The sequence below is a fragment of the Bacteroides thetaiotaomicron VPI-5482 genome (assembly GCF_000011065.1).
Taxonomy (GTDB): Bacteria; Bacteroidota; Bacteroidia; order Bacteroidales; family Bacteroidaceae; genus Bacteroides; species Bacteroides thetaiotaomicron.
This window is the reverse complement of sequence record NC_004663.1, coordinates 4,114,990-4,134,280: the sequence shown is the minus strand read 5'-3', so window position 1 is coordinate 4,134,280 and position 19,291 is coordinate 4,114,990. Positions and strand designations below refer to the sequence as shown.

Annotated in this window: 17 protein-coding genes, 1 tRNA gene and 1 pseudogene; 6 read left to right on the top strand and 13 right to left on the bottom strand. The window is 42.1% G+C overall.

The features are described 5' to 3' along the window. Positions 1-3: 3 nt before the first annotated feature. Positions 4-147, bottom strand: coding sequence for a hypothetical protein (locus BT_RS25045; protein WP_164927912.1), 144 nt, complete (start codon positions 145-147; stop codon positions 4-6). Between the two features lie 159 nt (positions 148-306). Between BT_RS25045 and BT_RS16400 the strand changes: the two are divergent. From BT_RS16400 to BT_RS16375, 6 genes and pseudogenes are all read left to right on the top strand, one after another. Continuing rightward, positions 307-3,641, top strand: a pseudogene (locus tag BT_RS16400) (SusC/RagA family TonB-linked outer membrane protein). Positions 3,642-3,659: 18 nt separating this feature from the next. Further along, a complete protein-coding gene (locus BT_RS16395) occupies positions 3,660-5,219 on the top strand; it encodes a RagB/SusD family nutrient uptake outer membrane protein (protein WP_008762846.1) in 1,560 nt (519 codons plus the stop codon). Positions 5,220-5,232: 13 nt separating this feature from the next. Beyond that, positions 5,233-6,111, top strand: a complete 879-nt coding sequence (locus BT_RS16390; RefSeq protein ID WP_008762845.1) for a zinc-binding metallopeptidase — start codon at positions 5,233-5,235, stop codon at positions 6,109-6,111. 12 nt (positions 6,112-6,123) lie between these two features. Further along, on the top strand, positions 6,124-7,380 hold the full coding sequence (locus BT_RS16385) for a DUF4302 domain-containing protein (RefSeq protein WP_008762844.1): 1,257 nt from the start codon (positions 6,124-6,126) through the stop codon (positions 7,378-7,380). Positions 7,381-7,397: 17 nt separating this feature from the next. Then, positions 7,398-8,432: a BACON domain-containing protein gene (locus tag BT_RS16380; RefSeq protein WP_008762843.1), complete on the top strand. Its 1,035-nt coding sequence runs from the start codon at positions 7,398-7,400 to the stop codon at positions 8,430-8,432. Between the two features lie 205 nt (positions 8,433-8,637). Then, on the top strand, positions 8,638-9,828 hold the full coding sequence (locus tag BT_RS16375; protein WP_011108708.1) for a hypothetical protein: 1,191 nt from the start codon (positions 8,638-8,640) through the stop codon (positions 9,826-9,828). A 278-nt stretch (positions 9,829-10,106) separates the two neighbouring features. Here the strand turns inward: BT_RS16375 and BT_RS16370 are convergent, their stop codons facing one another. From BT_RS16370 to BT_RS16315, 12 genes are all read right to left on the bottom strand, one after another. Beyond that, complete coding sequence (locus tag BT_RS16370; RefSeq protein WP_008762841.1) at positions 10,107-11,351, bottom strand: DUF4861 domain-containing protein; 1,245 nt, start codon at positions 11,349-11,351, stop codon at positions 10,107-10,109. 152 nt (positions 11,352-11,503) lie between these two features. Then, positions 11,504-12,307, bottom strand: a complete 804-nt coding sequence (locus tag BT_RS16365; RefSeq protein WP_008762840.1) for a gluconate 5-dehydrogenase — start codon at positions 12,305-12,307, stop codon at positions 11,504-11,506. 39 nt (positions 12,308-12,346) lie between these two features. After that, on the bottom strand, positions 12,347-13,189 hold the full coding sequence (kduI, locus tag BT_RS16360) for a 5-dehydro-4-deoxy-D-glucuronate isomerase (protein WP_008762839.1): 843 nt from the start codon (positions 13,187-13,189) through the stop codon (positions 12,347-12,349). 264 nt (positions 13,190-13,453) lie between these two features. Then, positions 13,454-13,527, bottom strand: a tRNA-Gln gene (locus BT_RS16355). Positions 13,528-13,635: 108 nt separating this feature from the next. Then, positions 13,636-14,928 (bottom strand): tyrosine--tRNA ligase, encoded by a 1,293-nt coding sequence (gene tyrS / locus BT_RS16350; RefSeq protein ID WP_008762838.1) that lies wholly within the window; start codon positions 14,926-14,928, stop codon positions 13,636-13,638. An 84-nt stretch (positions 14,929-15,012) separates the two neighbouring features. Then, positions 15,013-15,702, bottom strand: a complete 690-nt coding sequence (locus tag BT_RS16345; protein WP_008767460.1) for a TatD family hydrolase — start codon at positions 15,700-15,702, stop codon at positions 15,013-15,015. 28 nt (positions 15,703-15,730) lie between these two features. Next, positions 15,731-15,970, bottom strand: coding sequence for a membrane protein insertion efficiency factor YidD (gene yidD, locus BT_RS16340; RefSeq protein WP_370448174.1), 240 nt, complete (start codon positions 15,968-15,970; stop codon positions 15,731-15,733). A 32-nt stretch (positions 15,971-16,002) separates the two neighbouring features. Next, positions 16,003-16,332, bottom strand: coding sequence for a ribonuclease P protein component (gene rnpA / locus BT_RS16335; RefSeq protein WP_008767458.1), 330 nt, complete (start codon positions 16,330-16,332; stop codon positions 16,003-16,005). A 65-nt stretch (positions 16,333-16,397) separates the two neighbouring features. Next, the gene (locus BT_RS16330) at positions 16,398-17,144 is read right to left on the bottom strand and encodes a uroporphyrinogen-III synthase (RefSeq protein WP_008762834.1); all 747 of its coding nucleotides are present in this window, start codon (positions 17,142-17,144) and stop codon (positions 16,398-16,400) included. A 4-nt stretch (positions 17,145-17,148) separates the two neighbouring features. Beyond that, entirely contained in the window at positions 17,149-17,871 is a 723-nt protein-coding gene (locus tag BT_RS16325; RefSeq protein WP_008767457.1) for a DUF4271 domain-containing protein, read from the bottom strand. Further along, the gene (locus BT_RS16320; RefSeq protein WP_008767456.1) at positions 17,868-18,455 is read right to left on the bottom strand and encodes a TIGR00730 family Rossman fold protein; all 588 of its coding nucleotides are present in this window, start codon (positions 18,453-18,455) and stop codon (positions 17,868-17,870) included. The genes BT_RS16325 and BT_RS16320 overlap by 4 nt, the downstream gene beginning before the upstream one ends. A 180-nt stretch (positions 18,456-18,635) precedes the next feature. Then, the gene (locus tag BT_RS16315) at positions 18,636-19,217 is read right to left on the bottom strand and encodes a hypothetical protein (RefSeq protein WP_008767455.1); all 582 of its coding nucleotides are present in this window, start codon (positions 19,215-19,217) and stop codon (positions 18,636-18,638) included. Between the last annotated feature and the right edge of the window lie 74 nt (positions 19,218-19,291).

The window sequence follows — 19,291 nt, the reverse complement described above, 5'->3', positions numbered from 1 at the left end:
CTTTCATACTAATACGGATGCTCCCACAACAGGCTGATCATCTTCCTCAGAAATGACGACACCTGTCACCTTTTTAGGTGTTTGGGCAATCACTAGACCTATGCTTGCCAGCAAGCAGGCCAATAACAGCATTAATTTTCTTTTCATAAACACTCTTTATTATTATAAGAATTAGTAAGTCGCTTATTTTCGCTTAGTGCTATTTTGAATAATTGTTTTGTATTTATAAATATGTGCTTATATTTGCAAAATAGCACTAAGCGAAAATAAGCGACTTACTAATTCTTATAATAATAAAGAGTGTTTATGAAAAGAAAATTAATGCTGTTATTGGCCTGCTTGCTGGCAAGCATAGGTCTAGTGATTGCCCAAACACCTAAAAAGGTGACAGGTGTCGTCATTTCTGAGGAAGATGATCAGCCTGTTGTGGGAGCATCCGTATTAGTATGAAAGGTACAACGATGGGAACAGTCACCGATATCGATGGTAAGTTTACCATAAACGATGTACCAAGTTCTGCTAGAACTTTGAAAATTAGCTACATTGGAATGAAAACTCAGGAGATTCCTATCAAAACAGGAACAATAAGAATTCTGATGAAACCAGATGCAGAAGTTCTGGAGGAAGTAGTGGTAACCGGTATGCAAAAAATGGACAAGCGCCTTTTCACGGGAGCTGCAACAAAACTTGATGCAGAAGGCGTAAAACTTAATGGTATGGCAGATATCAGCCGTGGTCTTGAAGGCCGTGCTGCGGGTGTGTCAGTCCAGAATGTATCCGGTACATTTGGTACAGCTCCCAAAATCCGCGTTCGCGGTGCTACCTCCATTTATGGTAGCTCCAAACCATTATGGGTAGTGGATGGAGTTATTATGGAAGACGCTGTAGAAGTCAGCGCTGATCAACTATCTTCAGGCGATGCTGAAACTCTAATTAGTTCGGCTATTGCTGGTCTGAACGCAGATGATATTGAAAGCTTTCAGATTTTGAAAGACGGCTCAGCAACCTCAATCTATGGCGCACGTGCAATGGCAGGTGTAATCGTTGTTACTACAAAGAAAGGTAAAGCTGGAGTCAGTAGAATAAGCTATACCGGTGAATTTACTACCCGTTTAGTACCAAGCTACAATGACTTTAACATCATGAACTCGCAAGATCAGATGGGAGTATACAAAGAAATGCAACAGAAAGGCTGGTTAAATTTCGCTGAAACCTCCCGAACTGCAGAAAGTGGTGTATACGGAAAGATGTATCAGTTAATTAACACATACGATCCTACTACCGGACAATATGCGTTATTAAATACTGACGAAGCTAAAAATGCCTATCTACGTGAAGCTGAAATGAGAAATACCGATTGGTTTGACACACTTTTCTCTCCCAGTCTAAGTCAGAATCATTCTGTAAGTCTTAGCTCTGGTACAGAAAAGTCATCGTTCTATGCTTCTTTAAGTGCTATGCACGATCCGGGATGGTACAAGCAAAGTGGAGTTGATCGCTATACAGCCAACTTAAATATGAATCATAATATCTTAAAGAACCTAAGCATAAACTTGATATCAAGTGCTTCTTATCGTAAGCAAAAAGCACCGGGAACTTTAGGACAAGACATTGACCTAGTAAACGGTCAGGTAAAACGTGAATTTGACATCAACCCCTATTCATATGCATTGAATACTTCACGTACATTAGACCCAAACACTTATTACACCAGCAACTATGCTGATTTCAACATTCTGAACGAACTGGACAACAATTACATGGAACTGAACATTGCAGATTTAAAGTTCCAAGGCGAGTTGAAATGGAAACCAATTACCGGATTAGAGCTAAGCGCTTTGGGAGCCGTGAAGTATCAATCAACTTCACAGGAGCACAACATTAAAGACCAGTCAAACCAGGCATCGGCTTATCGTGCAGGTCTAGATGACAAGACAATTATGGACCGCAATCCATTTCTTTATAAGAACCCAGATAATCCATATGCACTACCGATCTCTATCTTACCGGAAGGTGGTATTTATCAACGTAGAGACTATAAGATGCTAGGTTACGACTTCCGAGCTACAGCTAGTTGGAACCACGTATTTAATGATATACATATCACTAACTTCTTTGCAGGAACAGAAATCAACTCTACAGACCGATCAAAGAATTACTATCAAGGGTGGGGTATGCAATACTCAATGGGCGAAATACCCTACTATGTATATGAATTCTTCAAAAAAGGTATCGAAGACGGCAATAATTACTACTCATTGAGTCAGACCCGTAGCCGTAGTGCCGCCTTCTTCGCCAATGCTACCTACTCTTATAAAGGTCGTTATACTGTGAATGGAACAGCCCGCTACGAAGGTACCAACCGTATGGGTAAGAGCCGCTCGGCACGTTGGTTACCTACATGGAACGTATCAGGAGCATGGAATGCCCATGAAGAAAAATTCTTCAGCAATTTAACTTCTGTTCTTTCACACTTTACACTGAAAGCATCTTATTCGTTAACAGCCGACCGCGGTCCGGCAGACGTAACGAACTCACAGGCTATTATAACCAGCTATAGTCCTTATCGACCATTTACTTCTATCCAGGAGTCCGGATTGTATATTAAGGAACTAGAAAATAGCGAATTAACTTATGAAAAGAAGCACGAGTTGAATATTGGTGCCGACATGGGCTTCTTGAATAACCGCATTAATTTAGCTGTAGACTGGTACAAACGTAACAACTACGACTTGATTGGTATCGTTAATACACAAGGCGCAGGTGGACAGATCCTGAAGTATGCAAATATCGCTTCAATGAAATCACATGGTATTGAATTCACTTTATCAACTAAGAATATTAAAACAAAAGATTTCAACTGGAACACCGACTTTATATTCTCTAATGCAAAAAATGAAGTCACTGATTTGAAACAAAATGCGAATGTGATGGAGCTTATTTCCGGTAATGGATTCGCTAAACAAGGCTATCCGGTTCGTGGGCTATTCTCTATCCCATTTGTAGGTCTCGACAAAGATGGTATTCCAGTCATTATAAATGAAAAGGGCGAAGCGACTAGTACCGATATAAATTTCCAGGAACGCCAAAATACTGGTTTCCTGAAGTATGAAGGTCCGACTGATCCTACCATTACAGGTAGTTTGGGTAATATGTTCTCATACAAAGGTTTCCGTTTGAATTTATTTATCACTTATTCATTTGGAAATGTTATCCGTTTAAATCCCGTATTCAAAGCATATTATTCGGATCTAACGGCAATGACTCGTGAATTTAAAAATCGATGGACACTCCCCGGAGACGAAGCAAAGACTAATGTTCCTGCTATTTTGAGCAAACGTATGTACGACAGCAATGAAGACTTGAAGTATGCCTACAATGCTTACAATTATTCAACAGAACGCATTGCAAAGGGGGATTTTATCCGTCTGAAAGAAATCTCACTGGCTTATGACTTCCCCAAAGCATGGATCAACCCATTGAAGTTAACAGACCTCTCGCTGAAAGTCCAAGCCACCAACCTTTTCTTAATCTATGCGGATGATAAGCTAAATGGTCAGGACCCGGAATTCTTTAATGCAGGTGGTGTTGCCTCACCGGTTCCCCGCCAATTTACTATTACTTTAAGACTGGGGTTATAATTTAAAATAAGAACGAATATGAAGAAATACATAATAATGGCCAGTGTGGCCGCGCTCGCAATAGGGCTCTCATCGTGTTCTAATTTCTTAGATGAGCTTCCCGACAATCGTACCGAGCTGAATGAAAACAATGTTGGCAAAATATTACTTTCCGCCTATCCTACTACAGCAATCTGTGAGATGGGGGAAATGTCATCAGACAATACTGATGCTTATCCGAATCGCTTTTCTTCTTTCAACCGTTTGCAAGAAGATCTCTATAAGTGGGCAGACTCTGCAGAACAAGATCAGGACTCTCCCCATGCACTTTGGGAATCTTGCTATATGGCAATCTCTGCCTGCAACGAGGTTTTGAAAGTGATTGAAGACGCAGGAAATCCAGCTTCTCTTAGCGCTGAAAAGGGAGAAGCCCTAGTATGTCGCGCCTATGCTCATTTTTTACTTGCCAATATATTTTGTAACGCTTATAGCAGCCAAGCAAGTTCAGACTTGGGTATCCCCTACATGAAAACGATAGAGACAACCGTAAGCCCTGATTATCAACGCGGAACTCTAGAGGAGGTATACCAAAATATTGAGAAAGATCTATTGGAAGGTCTAGATCTGGTTACTGATATTTATGCAGTCCCCAAATATCACTTTACAAAGAAAGCAGCTCAAGCTTTTGCTGCACGCTTTTACTTGTACTATGTAAAATCGGATAAATCCAATTACACTAAGGTGATCGATTACGCAACAAAAGTATTAGGAAGCAATCCAGCCACCTCTGTACGCGACTGGAAATCTTTGGGTGCACTAGACATAAATGGCAGTGTTCAGCCAAATGCTTATGTAGATGCAACGAATGGCGCTAACTTATTATTGGTCAGTGCAGGTTCTTATTGGGGATATGTTCATGCACCTTATGGACTAGGCGAAAGATACGCCCATGGACCGAAAGTAGGCAATGAGACATGCAATTCCGTCGGTCCTTGGGGAAGTGACTATTATATGGGTGTTTGGAGTAACTCAAGTGCACTGCCGACCAAAATCGTTGTTATGAAAATAACTCAATATAAAGAAGTGGTTGACGCAGTAGCCGGAACAATCAACGGACACATGATCAATGCAGCATTTACTACAGATGAAACATTACTCTGTCGTGCAGAAGCTTATGCGATGAAAGAAATGTATCCACAGGCAATTGCTGATTTAAATATATGGCGAGAAGCATACACACGTTCTACTACCCCGCTTACCACAGAATCTATAAACGATTTCTACGGAAGCATGGAATATTACACTCCTACTGAATCTACAGTTAAGAAAAAATTGAACCCCGACTTTACTATAACAAATGAAACACAGGAAAATGTAATCCACTGCATACTTCATGCACGACGTTTAACAACTTTACATGAAGGGTTACGCTGGCAGGATATTAAACGCTACGGTATTACTATCTATCGTCGTTTAATGAATGATAATGGTACTATTACCGTCACAGATAAGCTGGAACCCAATGATCCTCGTCGAGCAATACAGATACCGAGCGATGTTATTTCAGCCGGATTAAAACCAAACCCTAGAACTAAATAAAAATCGATAAGTTATGAAAAAATATATAATATATACATTGATCGTTACTATAGCCGTTTTTTTAGGCTCATGTAATAAAGATGATATTGATACCAAACGCAGTATATTTGATCCTACTGAAGTTTATGAGCCCAACGAGTTTGACAAATGGCTACTTGACAACTATGTTTACACTTATAATATCCAGGTGAAATATCGTCTGGATGACAATGAAACGGATGTAGAATATCATCTGGTTCCAGCCAAGTATGACAACGCAATTACATTGGCTAAGATTGTAAAATTTGTATGGATGGAAGCTTATGACGAAATATGGGGAATTGACATGACCCGTACGTATGTCCCTAAACTACTCCAATTCATTGGAAATGTTGCTTATACCGAGTCAGGTATGATCCTCGGACAAGCCGAAGGAGGAATGAAAGTAACCCTGTTTCGTGTAAATGAAATAGATAAAAACAATCTCAGTGTAGCTCAATTAAATGAGTACTATTTCAAGACAATGCATCATGAATTTACACATATTCTTAATCAGAAAAAAGCCTATGATACATCATACGATCGTATATCGGAATCCGACTACGTAGGTTCAAGCTGGTATAGGGTATCTGAGTCGGTTGCTCTGCAAAAAGGATTTATCTCTCCTTATGCAATGGACCGTGCTACGGAAGATTTTGCGGAGATGGTTGCTATTTATGTCACCAATGACGCTAGTACTTGGGAAGATATGCTAGCAAGTGCCGGCACAACAGGAAGACCGATCATAGAAAAGAAATTTGAGATTGTATTTGATTACATGCTCAATTCCTGGGGACTTGATTTAGACAAATTGCGCGAAATTGTTTTGCGCCGGCAAAGTGAAATTACCGAATTAGATTTAAGTACGCTTTAATAATTGTAGGATATGAGAAAGATTAAAATATATGGCTTACTGACTTGCGTTTGCCTGATGATGCAATCGTGTCTGTTTAATGAAGATGATATCTTTGATGAATCTTCTGCACAACGGGCTATAGCCTCCGTCAACGAATGTCAGGAGATTTTAAAGGGCGCAGCCAATGGGTGGTTACTCGAGTATTATACAGGAGAAGACGGAGAATATGGTGGCTTCAATGTTTTGGCACGATTTGATGGCAATAATGTAATTATGGCTGCAGATTTCGCTACAGATAATTACGAAATTGGAGAAGAATCTACTTCCTTGTATAAAGTTGAATCATACCAGGGAACAGAATTAAGTTTTGATTCATACAATGAATTAATTCACGAATTCTGTGAACCGAGTGGTTATAATTCACCAGGATATGCCGGAGATTATGAGTTCGTCTTCAGAAGCGTTTCAAAAGAAAAGATCGTACTGACTGGGAAAAAACATGGAGTAACGTTGATCATGACACCTCTGCCTGCTGAAACAAATTGGCAAGAGAAACTGACCAATATTGCCAATGTCGTTTCACAGGCTTCATATGTAACCTATAAGTTAATTGTGAATGGTCAGGAAATAACTAAAATGGGACAGGAAGAGCATGCCTTCTCAGTTACCAAAGTAGACGAAACCGGTGAAACAACCGTAAGTCTATATCCGTTCATATATACAGAGGAAGGCATTAAAATGTATGAACCATTAGTAGTTAATGGAGTAGAAATAAACAACTTCAAATGGGATAATGAAAACCTTACATATATTTGTACAGATACAGGTGTAGATGCAAAAATAGAATTCTATTGTCCGGAAGGATATCTCAACTATTTAGGCAACTATATACTACAATTAGCAAATGGGCAACGTATACAACTTGAGCTCAAACAAAAAATGATAGGAAAATCATTTGCAATGAATTTTGCTTTGAGTGGTACTCCTATTGAATTTGTCTATAACTATAATATGACAACAGACTGTATTGATGTACCTTCTCAGACAGTTGGCGTATATCAAGGTTACAACGTATTATTATATCCAGGAATTCCCGGAGGCAATTTCTATGCAGATGACTCAGCTGTATTCCAAGGACGTATTGCAAATACAGATCCGCTTACAATTAAGTTCACTTATGTAAACAATCCTATTTGCACCCTTATGTTGCTGGTATATCAAAAAACAGACGGTTGGTATGGATTCTCTACAATGTTCCAAGATGTAACATTGATAAAAGTTGATTAATTAACAAATAGCATATTATGAAGAAAATAACAAGCATATTTGCATTATTATTATGCGTATTCGTCTTCTCATGTAGTAACGACGACGATAAAGAAACATCTTCTTTGCAGATTGTTAGCTCAAATGTCACATTTGAATCTGCTGGAGGAACCGGTACAATAAAAGTTAACGCAATAAGTGAAATTACTGCTACCTCCAATAAAGATTGGTGTACCGTAAGCGTGAATGGAGATATTATAAATGTTTCTGTCATTGAAAATAATGATATGTCCGGACGTACGGCAGCTGTAACCATAACAGATGGTGAAGCATCCACTTTGGTTCCTGTTTCACAGGGTGGCTGTGTTATTCTGTATAATAAATCAGAATTGGGGCATGCTTTTACTTATGCAGGTGGTTCTGCTACAGTATCTTTCTCAACCACAGCATCTTATTCAATAGAAGTACCCGCCGAAGCCCAAAGTTGGTTATCATACACACTTGACGAAGAAAACAGAACTATAACATTTAATGTTGCTGCGAGTGCTGATAAAACCCCACGAGGAGCGGCAGTTAAAGTTACCGCAGGTAAAAAAACGATTTACTATCATCTTGGAGAGTATGAATTGAAAGACATCGCAGGCAAATGGAGAGTATCCTTTGTTGATGGAGATGATAGTACTCTAGCTGGAGAAATAGAAGTAGTTCAGGATGAAGAGGAACCTACCATCTTCTACTTGTCAGGTATTTCCAATTTCTTTGACCTACCGTTAATCTATAATGGAGAGGCCTTACTCACAATGGGAGGTCTTAATTTAGGAACATATGCTGGGAGATATAACATCTATACAGTAACATTGTCTGAAGGTGGATATGTCAGTTGGGATATGTCAACACAATATGTTGCTTATCCGTCATCCATCAATGGCAAATTTGCATTGGTATTTGGTGATAATGGTTCCTGGGATGGAGACGTAGTCAATGGCATTGCCTACTGGGCATTCTCCGGTGCTGCGGGAACAGGAAGTGCAGGATGGTTGGAGAAATTCAACGCTCTTACACTAAGCAAATAAGACGGCAAGCGTGCTTAGCTAAGTCTGTCTCTCTAACATGTATAAGATTTAGCTTTACATTAATTATTCATATAAAGGGTGTTCAACATTGGACACCCTTTACATTATCCTTTTCCATATAAAAAGCAATACAAAAGATGATGTTATTATTAAATTAATTCGTATCTTTCGGACACACAAAAAAGTTAAACCAACAATCACACATATGAAAATGATTCTTTTCCGACTAATATGTTTAAAGACATGCCTACTATTAATCCCTGTACTTTACGCACAAAACAACTATCGTCCGGGATTTATCATCACTGTTCAGAAAGACACAATATATGGAGAAATCGACTACCGTACAGATAAGATGAATGCTAAACGCTGCGTCTTTCAATCACAAGGTAATGATACCGAACCAGTAACCTATCATCCTTTCGAAATCTTGGGATACCGTTTTACAGACGACGGTAAATACTATGTCTCCAAGAACATAGAATTGAAATACGGTGTCTCTACCCCCGTCTTTCTCGAATATTTGCTACAAGGAATGAAAAGCTTGTACTACTATGAGACAGAAGATAACATACCAATCTATTTTGTTGAAGATAATAATACCCTTGTAAAAATAGATGCGCCCAAACTGTCCAAGCAGGCTACCAATATACAGTTTAAAGGCCAGACTGACCGATATATTCCCCTTCTTCATTACGCATTCAAAGACTGCCCAAGCCTGGCTCCCCAAATAGACCGGGCTCGTTTCAGCCGAAAGGAGATGATAAAAATCACAAAAGAATATCATTATGCAATGTGTACCAGTAATGAAGATTGCATTGAATTTGAAGCAAAAGAAGATAAACGTTCAATACAGTTAGATATAACTCCTTATGTAGGAGTTATTCAATATAATGTACCATCGGGTAGTCCGATCGGGCTCTATAGCTCACCCGAACTATCTTACCTGGCAGGAGTCACTTTAGCTATCAGCAATAGACGGTGGATGAGTTCGCTCAGTGGTTGTTTTGATGTGTCTTTTTCCCGCATAACATCCTCTGCAAGATCATTGAATAATGAAAATTCATCCACTATATTTAAACATAGCGGAACAATGTTTTCGGGTAAGTTAGGAATACGCTATACCTATCCGAAAGGAATGGCGCGACCATTTGTTGAGCTTGGAGCAGACTTCAGTGGAATGATCAATGCCAAGATAAAGATAAATGATAAGAGCGAGAGATGGCTGGATGGTGTCTACCCTGGCTATTACGCCAATGCGGGAGTAAACTTCAAACTTTCGCGGAAAAACAAACAAATGATATGCATACGCGCTCAATTCAAAGGCTTAAGAGACATGATGGAAAAATCAGCCCTCGTTAATGGATGGTCAGGAGTGATAGGATATACATTTTAAGTACTGCATTATTCGTTTATATAGTACTCACACTAGGAAATCTCTTATAAAACCGTTTTTCTTGTTATACCCATATTCTACCCGACAATAAAACTCCCCTTATTTCAGCCTTTCGAATGAAATAAGGAGAGCCTTATATAACTGGGTTATCAGCTATTAATACTTGACTTCTCAGGTATTAATAACTGACGCGACAAGTATTAATACCTGAGAAGTCAGATATTAAGACCTGTCGTGACATATTAGAATGCTTGTACCAGAGTTTATTAACTACCGTCTTAGTAAGTCACCGTCAACGGTGTACGCACCTTCTGCGCATACTCAGCCATATACGCATTCCACGCATCAACCGTCTTGATAGCAGCCTTATCCCAGGCAGAACCCCAGTAATAAGTATATTCCGAGCCCGGTTCATACTCGCTGATTGCCAATACATGACCGTCAGCTCCACCGCGCAGCTCCTTCTTCTCCTTTTCCGGGAAAAGAACGGTCTTTGCCTCTTTTACCAGTGAAGGAAATGCAGCGCCGATAAATATCTTACCGTTACCGCCGCTTCTGTCGGTTGTAGGGTCTACATAGGTGATATAGCCGTTTGCAGCGTCTGCTGTAACCACACCGTCCGGTTCACGAAGAACGATTCCGGTAGTCACAGGCATCGCTTCTTTCAGGTTAGTATACGAAACAACGGTTTTGTTGAGATACGAACCGGCATCCAATGTGATGACACGCGTCTCCACCACGTTAGAATCGCCACGGACAGTCAACGGGTTAAATTCCAGCTTCACTGTGAAACGCAGCGGGCCATTATCAAGGATTTCCTGTGTCCGATAGCAATAAGGATAGATAATCGTATCACCCGCCATCAGAGCGGCTGTACCGCAGCCCAGCGTAGGACCTACGGCATAACAATCCATTCCGTAGCCGTGGTCAATGTGATAAGAGATGGCATTTTGCAGTTCGGCAGCCGCTTTAGGGTCTGTCTTTTTCAGTTCGGCAATTCTGGCACGCTTTTCCTTATCCAGTTCTTCAGCGTAAAGACTTTCAAGAATCGGTTCCGTAGTGTTATACTTCGTAAAGAGGTCGTAGCCGAAACCACGTTCACCACGCTTCTGCAAGGCAGGGCCATAGGCACGGTATCCGCCCAGGTCATTCTCCCATGCCACGTCGTCCAGACGTTCGGGATAATAGCGGCCGCAGGCAATTACATTATACGGGTCGGGAGTACCGGATTGGATAGTATAAGTGGCTGTGCCATTTGCTTTCACCGTAGCCGGGAAAACCACTTTCTCGTCATACGTCACTTGATAAGGTACTTGCTGGCCATCTTCACCAAGCACTACGATCTGAGCCGTATCAGCCAGCTGCAGCTTGGCTGTAACGTCACTCATCGGAACTTCAACCATTTCACCTGTGCGCTCCAACGCCAGAGGATTGGTCACTGTAACCGTCATTGACTGCTTGCTGTCAGCACAAGAGGCAAAACCCATCAGGGCAATAGCAGCCAAAATAAATATCTTCTTCATATTATACACAACAAATAAGGGGATAGAATCAGGTAAAAAAACGAAAGGGGATAAATGTAAACCGTAAACTATTCAACAGAAAAACGATAAGGTGACAGGCGGTAAAGAATCTCCTTACCACCCTATCACCTTATAATAATCTCTTGTTATCGTTATTTCGGCTGTTTTCCGATATAAGCCAGGATACCACCGTCTACGTAAAGAACATGACCGTTTACAGCGTTAGAAGCCTCAGAAGCCAGGAATACGGCAGGACCTGTCAGTTCTTCCGGATCCAACCAACGGCCGGCAGGAGTCTTGGCGCAGATGAATGAATCGAACGGGTGACGGCTTCCGTCTGCTTGTTTCTCACGAAGAGGAGCAGTTTGCGGAGTAGCGATATAACCCGGGCCGATGCCGTTACACTGAATGTTGTATTCACCATATTCAGAGCAGATATTGCGGGTCAGCATCTTCAGACCACCTTTGGCAGCAGCGTAAGCCGATACAGTTTCACGACCCAGCTCAGACATCATAGAGCAGATGTTGATGATTTTACCGGCACGCTTCTTCATCATGGCAGGCAACACAGCCTTAGAAACGATGAACGGAGCGTTCAAGTCGATATCAATCACACGACGGAAGTCAGCAGCTTCCATTTCGTGCATAGGAACACGGCGGATAATACCGGCGTTATTAACAAGGATATCAATCGTACCTACTTCTTTCTCGATAGTAGCAACCATTGCCTGAACAGCCGGTTCGTCTGTTACGTCGCATACATAACCGTGAGCTTTAATTCCCTTTTCAGCATAGGCAGCCATGCCTTTGTCTACCAACTCCTGGTTGATGTCGTTAAAACATACAGTAGCGCCTTGTTCTGCGTAAGCAGAAGCAATTGCAAAACCGATACCGTAAGAAGCACCTGTAACGAGAGCTACTTTACCTTTCAAAGAAAAATTCAAATACTGATTCATAATTTTTTGTTATTAAATGATGAAAACTATTGTAGTTGTTTATTTTAAATCTGTAATTAATGAGAAGTCCTGATCGCCATAATCGAGGTTTTCACCGCCCATACCCCAGATAAAGGTATAGTTGTGGGTAGCCGCAGCCGAGTGGATCGACCATTCGGGAGACAGAACAGCCTGATCGCCCTTCATCCATACGTGACGAGTTTCGTCCACCTCACCCATAAAGTGGCAGATAGCGTGCTCTTCGGGGATTTCGAAGTAGAAGTAAGCTTCCATACGACGGCTGTGCACGTGGGCAGGCATCGTGTTCCATACGCTTCCCGGAGCAAGTTCCGTCATACCCATCTGCAGCTGACAGGTAGGCAATACCTGATTGACCAGCATCTTATTGATGTTACGGTGGTTGGAACCTTCCAACGAGCCCATTTCAGCCACTACGGCATCCGCTTTCGTCACTTTACGGTCGGGATAGTTGCGGTGTGCGGTCAGTGAGTTGAAATAGAATTTGGCAGGATTGGAAGCGTCCTTGCTTTCGAACGTCACCACACGGTCGCCCGAACCAAGGTAGAGGGCTTCTTTATAGTCAAGTTCGAAAACCGCATCTCCGGCCTTCACTACGCCCGGTCCGCCTACATTGTAAATACCCATTTCACGACGGGTCAGGAAGAACGGAGCCTTCAGCGGGTCGATCGCTTCGAGTGTCAGCACCTCTCCTACCGGAAGCGCGCCGCCTACAACCATACGGTCGTACATGGAGTACACCATATTCACTTCGTTGGGAACAAATATTTTTTCGATTAAGAAATCGCGACGGATTCTTGCAGTATCATAACTTTTTGCATCCTCGGGATGCGCAGCATAGCGAATTTCATAGTTCGTTTTCATACCTTATTTATTTATAGTTATTGAATAAGCTCTCTTTCTCAAATGCACATCGTTTACGTACACGATGCAAAAATAGTAAAAGAAAACGGGTTAACCTTGCAATTTTGTTCCAATTATCCACCAAAAATGTCCAGAATTGATGCAATGTACATCTTTTTAACGAACTATAATACGTTTTGAAGGAGTTTGACGACTATTTTCAATGATACAAAACGATATAAAAAAAGGAAGCTCCAATAATCAATGATTATCAGAGCTTCCTTTTGGTTGTCCTACCAAGATTCGAACTTAGACAAACAGAACCAAAAACTGTTGTGCTACCATTACACCATAGGACAAACATATGCGCTTTCTGTTAAAAAGCGGTGCAAAGATAGAGGTTTGCAAGCAAACCTCCAAATATTTCGATTACTTTTTTACTTTGCCACCTTGCAAATCGCTGAATTTTACTTCGCGATCAGCAGAAAATAGTTCTTTTTACCACGCTGAACAAGCAGATATTTCCCGTCAAGCAGATCGGCAGTCGTAATAACCTGGTCAAAAGCTTCCAGTTTTTCTTTATTCAATGATACGCCACCGCCTTGAACCAACTTACGCATTTCGCCTTTCGAAGCAAATACAGCCGCATTATCGACAAACAGATCAACAGCCTTCACTCCTTCCGCCAAGGCGTCACGAGAGATTTCAAACTGGGGTACGCCTTCGAATACAGCCAGCAACGTATCTTCGTCCAACTTGCGCAACGACTCGGAAGTAGCGTTACCGAACAGGATATTAGACGCATCTACCGCTGCATTGTAATCTTCTTCGGAGTGAACCATGATAGTCACTTCCTTGGCCAGACGTTTCTGCAAAGCACGCAAGTGCGGAGCCTGCTGGTGCTCGGCCACTAATGCTTCGATTTCTTCCTTCTCGATCGAAGTGAAAATCTTGATATAGCGTTCTGCATCAGAGTCGCTTACGTTCAGCCAGAACTGGTAGAACTTATAGGGAGAAGTATAACGAGGGTCCAACCAGATATTTCCAGATTCAGTTTTACCAAACTTACCACCGTCAGCTTTTGTGATCAGCGGGCAAGTCAGCGCGAACACCTCTCCCCCATTGGTACGGCGGATCAGTTCTGCTCCGGTAGTGATATTTCCCCACTGGTCGGAACCGCCCATCTGAAGTTTACATCCTTTAGTTTCATACAGATGAAGGAAATCGTAGCCTTGAAGCAGCTGATAAGTAAATTCGGTGAATGACAGTCCGTCACGTGCTTCTCCGTTGAGGCGACGCTTTACAGAATCCTTTGCCATCATATAGTTTACAGTGATATGCTTACCTACTTCGCGAACAAAGTCAAGGAAAGAAAACTCTTTCATCCAGTCATAATTGTTCACTAATTCAGCACGGTTAGGCACATCCGACTCGAAGTCGAGGAACTTGGCAAGCTGTTTTTTGATACACGCCTGATTGTGACGCAATGTTTCCTCGTTCAGCAGGTTACGTTCTGCCGATTTTCCGGAAGGGTCTCCAATCATACCTGTAGCGCCACCGATGAGTGCCAGCGGCTTATGGCCGCAGCGTTGTAAATGACGAAGGATCATCACTCCACAAAGGTGACCAATGTGTAGCGAATCGGCAGTCGGGTCGATACCCAAATAGGCAGTCACCTGCTCTTTGTTTAACAACTCTTCCGTTCCCGGCATGATGTCCTGCAGCATGCCACGCCATCTCAATTCTTCTACAAAATTCATCGTATTACTCTTTTTATTAGGTTTTTATTGTCTTTCAATTCCATGTGCGACAAAAGTACGACTCTTTCTCGGAAGATACAACTCTTAACGCCTAAAAAAGACTTTTTGAATATTTTCCCGAATCGCCTGCCGCAGCTCTTCCGCATCCGTGCTTCGTGCTTTCGCCACCTGCTTCAGCACTTCTTCAATGTCGACCGGACTGTCATCCGTCTCCAGAAACAGGCGACCGACAGGCACTCCCTTCACCGTTTCCTCCGAATAATGCGCACCGAAAGAAAGATAAATGCCGTTCTTTATCAGTTGCCCTGCCTGCTGCGGTTTCCCGCGAAAGCCGTGCCAAATCCAGGGTTGAGCCGGATTCAGTTTCTTCCTCACCGCCAGCAACTCATCCATCGCCTTCACACAATGAATAATCAGTGGCAACCGATATTTCTCCGACAATTCCACCTGCTTCTCAAACATCCTTACCTGAAGCTCCATCGGAGCAGCTGTCAGTTTATCGAAACCCGCCTCTCCTACCGCCACAAACTGCTCTTTCACAAGCAACTGCTGCAGAAGTTCAAATTGCTCTTCCGCATTGCGTTCCGTCAGTTTCCAGGGATGAATGCCGGCCGAATAGAAATATCCCTCTTTACCTGCCGTCCTGACATCCGAAGCCGACAGGCACAGCGAATCATCCACCGGTAATGGAAAATTGATAATCGCCCTGCCGTGGGAAGCATCCTCCGACTTGTGAGTATGAATATCCAGAATATGACTCGCGTTATTCTCCATATCTCTCGTTCTTTAGGGTAAATCGTTTTTAAGGCACAGGATCATAACCGGAACCACCCCACGGATGACACCTGAGAATGCGCCGGACAGCCAGATAGAGTCCTTTGACGGGACCGTGTTTCTTGATTGCTTCGACCGCATAGGCCGAACAAGTGGGCGTAAACCGACAAGACGGAGGGGTAAGGGGCGAAATACACACCCGGTAAAAATAGATAGGAATCAGCAGTAAGAATGAAAACACCTTCCTCACAAGACTTTTCAGGGACATCCAGCAGACGGACACCCGGTGAGCACGGGGTTTCATAAGGATAACTTTTCAGAAATGCGCGAAAGCGCTGTCTTCATTTTCTCTTCCAGTTCGGCAGTGGCTACAAGTTCGTCCGACAGATAGATAAAAGCAATTGCCAGACGCTGCCCTTTGTTTTGCAAACCGTCCAGCAGTGGCTGTTTGTTCTTCCGGTAGACTTCGCGTATCTGCCGCTTCACCCGATTGCGCTTTACAGCACGTTTGAAACGCCGCTTCGATACGCTGATAAGTATCGTTGCCGGCACTTCACCTTGTTCTACGGGCATATATACAACGCGTATCGGAAAGATGGAAAACGACTTGGAATGGCCGCCTTCGAACATCTTTCCGATCAATATTTTACTATTCAGCCTTTCGGCTTTACGCAAAGTATATACGCTCACGCTGTTTATTTATTGTTTTCCTTGATGAACATATCAAGCGCAGCCGTCATTGACGGAGCCTGCACAGTCGGTGCTTCAAGGTCCAAACGGAGTCCGGCGTCGCGTACAGCCTGCGCGGTAGTCGACCCGAAGGTACCGATTCTGATCTCTTTCTGGTCAAAGTCCGGGAAGTTCTTCTTCAAAGAAGTCACTCCGGCAGGGCTGAAGAACACGAGCATGTCATAATCAAATTCCTCATCCGATGTAAAGTCATTGCTCACAGTGCGATACATTACAGCTTCTGTATGCTGTATGTTATTCTTGTCGAGCAGGTTTTTCACATCATCATTGTGCACGTCCGACATAGGGACGAGATATTTCTCCGTTTTATGCTTTACGATAGATGGCACCAAATCTTCAATCTTTCCGGTAGCACCGAAGAAGATTTTACGTTTGCGATATTGCACATACTTCTGAATGTACAATGCAACCGCTTCTGTGACACAGAAATACTTCATTGTTTCCGGAATAGTCACACGCAGCTCCGTACACAGATTAAAGAAGTGATCGATTGCGTGGCGTGAAGTGAATATAACAGCAGTGTGATCAAGAATTGAAACCTTCTGTTGCCGGAATTCTTTCGCCGAAAGACTCTCGACCTTTATAAACGGCCGGAAATCTATTTTTACGCCATATTTCTCTGCTATGTCGTAATAGGGAGATTTCTCTGACGCAGGCTTAGGCTGCGAAACTAGTACTTTTTTAATTTTCAACGTCCTAAATTTTTATTAGCAATACATTGTTTACCTGGATCATTCCCTGATAGAGTAGCAGACAGGGTATGATTTCAAGAGCGCAAAAGTACAAAATTAATAGGAAAGCCGCACTTAATTGATGAAAAAAAAGCTTTACCCACTTATAAAACATCAATATTTTAGTAAAAATTAGAATAATTAGTCCGATTATCACTAAATTGGTCAGGTTCAGATCGAAATAAACAAGGAATAGAACAAAAGGAAAAAGGGCGAATCCGACGTAATATATGAGCGTAGAATAAGATTCCAACCATATATTTGTCTTGTTTTTGTCAAAAAACACCCATCCGAGGAACATATAAAGTAACCATTTCAGTAAAAAATAGGCAAGACAGAAGCCGACATAAATCCCCAATAGCAGGAGAGGGGAGACCTTGGTCATCAGCATCGGACATGTATCATGAAAATAATTGAAGAACACGATACCTGTCAATACACAGGTCTGCACTACCAGTACGAGTAGATAGCGCACATCGGCTGCCGTAGAACTATCAAAAATGCTTGTCCGCTCGCGATGCAATACAAAGTCTTTCACCTGTTGGGTGAGAAACTTCTTTCCACGAGCCAGAGCGATGGAGGAAAGAAAGAAGCAGGCAAGCAATGTCAAGGCAATCACATCATCCGTACGGGGAGAGTAGGAGATAGGGATTCCCTCGAATCCGGAGTTCAGAATATCGGCTATCATATGGCTGCAAATTTACGGATAGAAGCGTCCCATACGGGAGTTGTCTGAAGTAACTCCACCGCTTCTTCCGGTGTTTGTGCCACTTTCCATATATCACCGTGTTGCTGGCGCATGAAGTTTTCCTCTATTGCCCGTTCGAGCATTTGGAACAGCGGATCAAAAAAGCCGTTTATATTCAGAATGATAATCGGATTCAGATACAGTCCGAGCTGTTTCCATGTGATGATTTCAAGCAATTCTTCCAGAGTGCCGCATCCGCCCGGCAAGGCAATGATGCCGTCGCTCAGATTCGCCATCTTCTGCTTGCGTTCGTGCATGGAAGTGACTTCGATCAATTCCGTCAACCCTGTGTGATGCCAGTTCTGTTCGACCATGAAGTGGGGGATAACACCTGTCACCTCACCGCCATTCTTCAGAACTGCGTCGGCTACGGAGCGCATCAGTCCGATGCTTCCGGCACCGTTTATCAGACGGATATGTTGTTTGGCAAGCAGGCGGCCGAGTTTTTCGGCTGCTTCAAAATATACGGGGGCTATCTTAGTGCTGGATGCGCTGTATACGCATACGGAATGTATCTGATTCATTGTCTTTTGCAAGTTTACTGGATGAATGGGTACAAAAGTACAAAGAAATCATATACATATCAAAATGAATGTGCAATTTATGTCAAAGTGAAGATAGAAGAATAAACACAAAGGCAAGACTGCATATTCTATTTCTATAAATAGCACAGTCAAGCCTATATTCTCCTACTTCAACACTCATTATTTAAATATTGGCATAAAAACAGAAAATTGAATATTTCGTGAAGTTACTTTTCCAACACCACTAGTATTCATCAGATTGCAAGTACCTTGTTTATAAGATAGTTGTAGTTCAAGCCATTTCAGCGTATAACTAACTCTTGCCACAATAGGTATATCGATCGCATTTTTTTTGCTATTATAAGTAGATGCACCCAATCGATTTACATACCAAGCCACATCTGCTCCGACTCCAAGTCTAAAATTAGAAAAACATTCATAACTGAACACAGTCCCTATTGATAGATATTTTCCGTTTACACTATACTTAGGACTATCCGAATTGAAGGCTTGATAATCAGTCCCCTGCGAGCCAAAAAGAGCAATGCCATCCATTGCAAATTTACGATTACCCCAATACTGCCGATAAGCATATCCAATATGATAATGAAGTTTATATCCCTCAAAATTACTGGAAACCACACTCACTTTTTCATGCAATGTTCCTAAAGAGCCTCCTAAAACAGGACCATGTTCCTGTGCAGATAATGATGCTGTAACAAATAGCAAAGCTATAAATATTAAATTAGTAATTGTTTTCATTAGAAGTTCAGTTTTTATTATTTAATATACAAATGATGAGGACAAAAGAGTTTATGGTTGTTGCTACTTTCGTC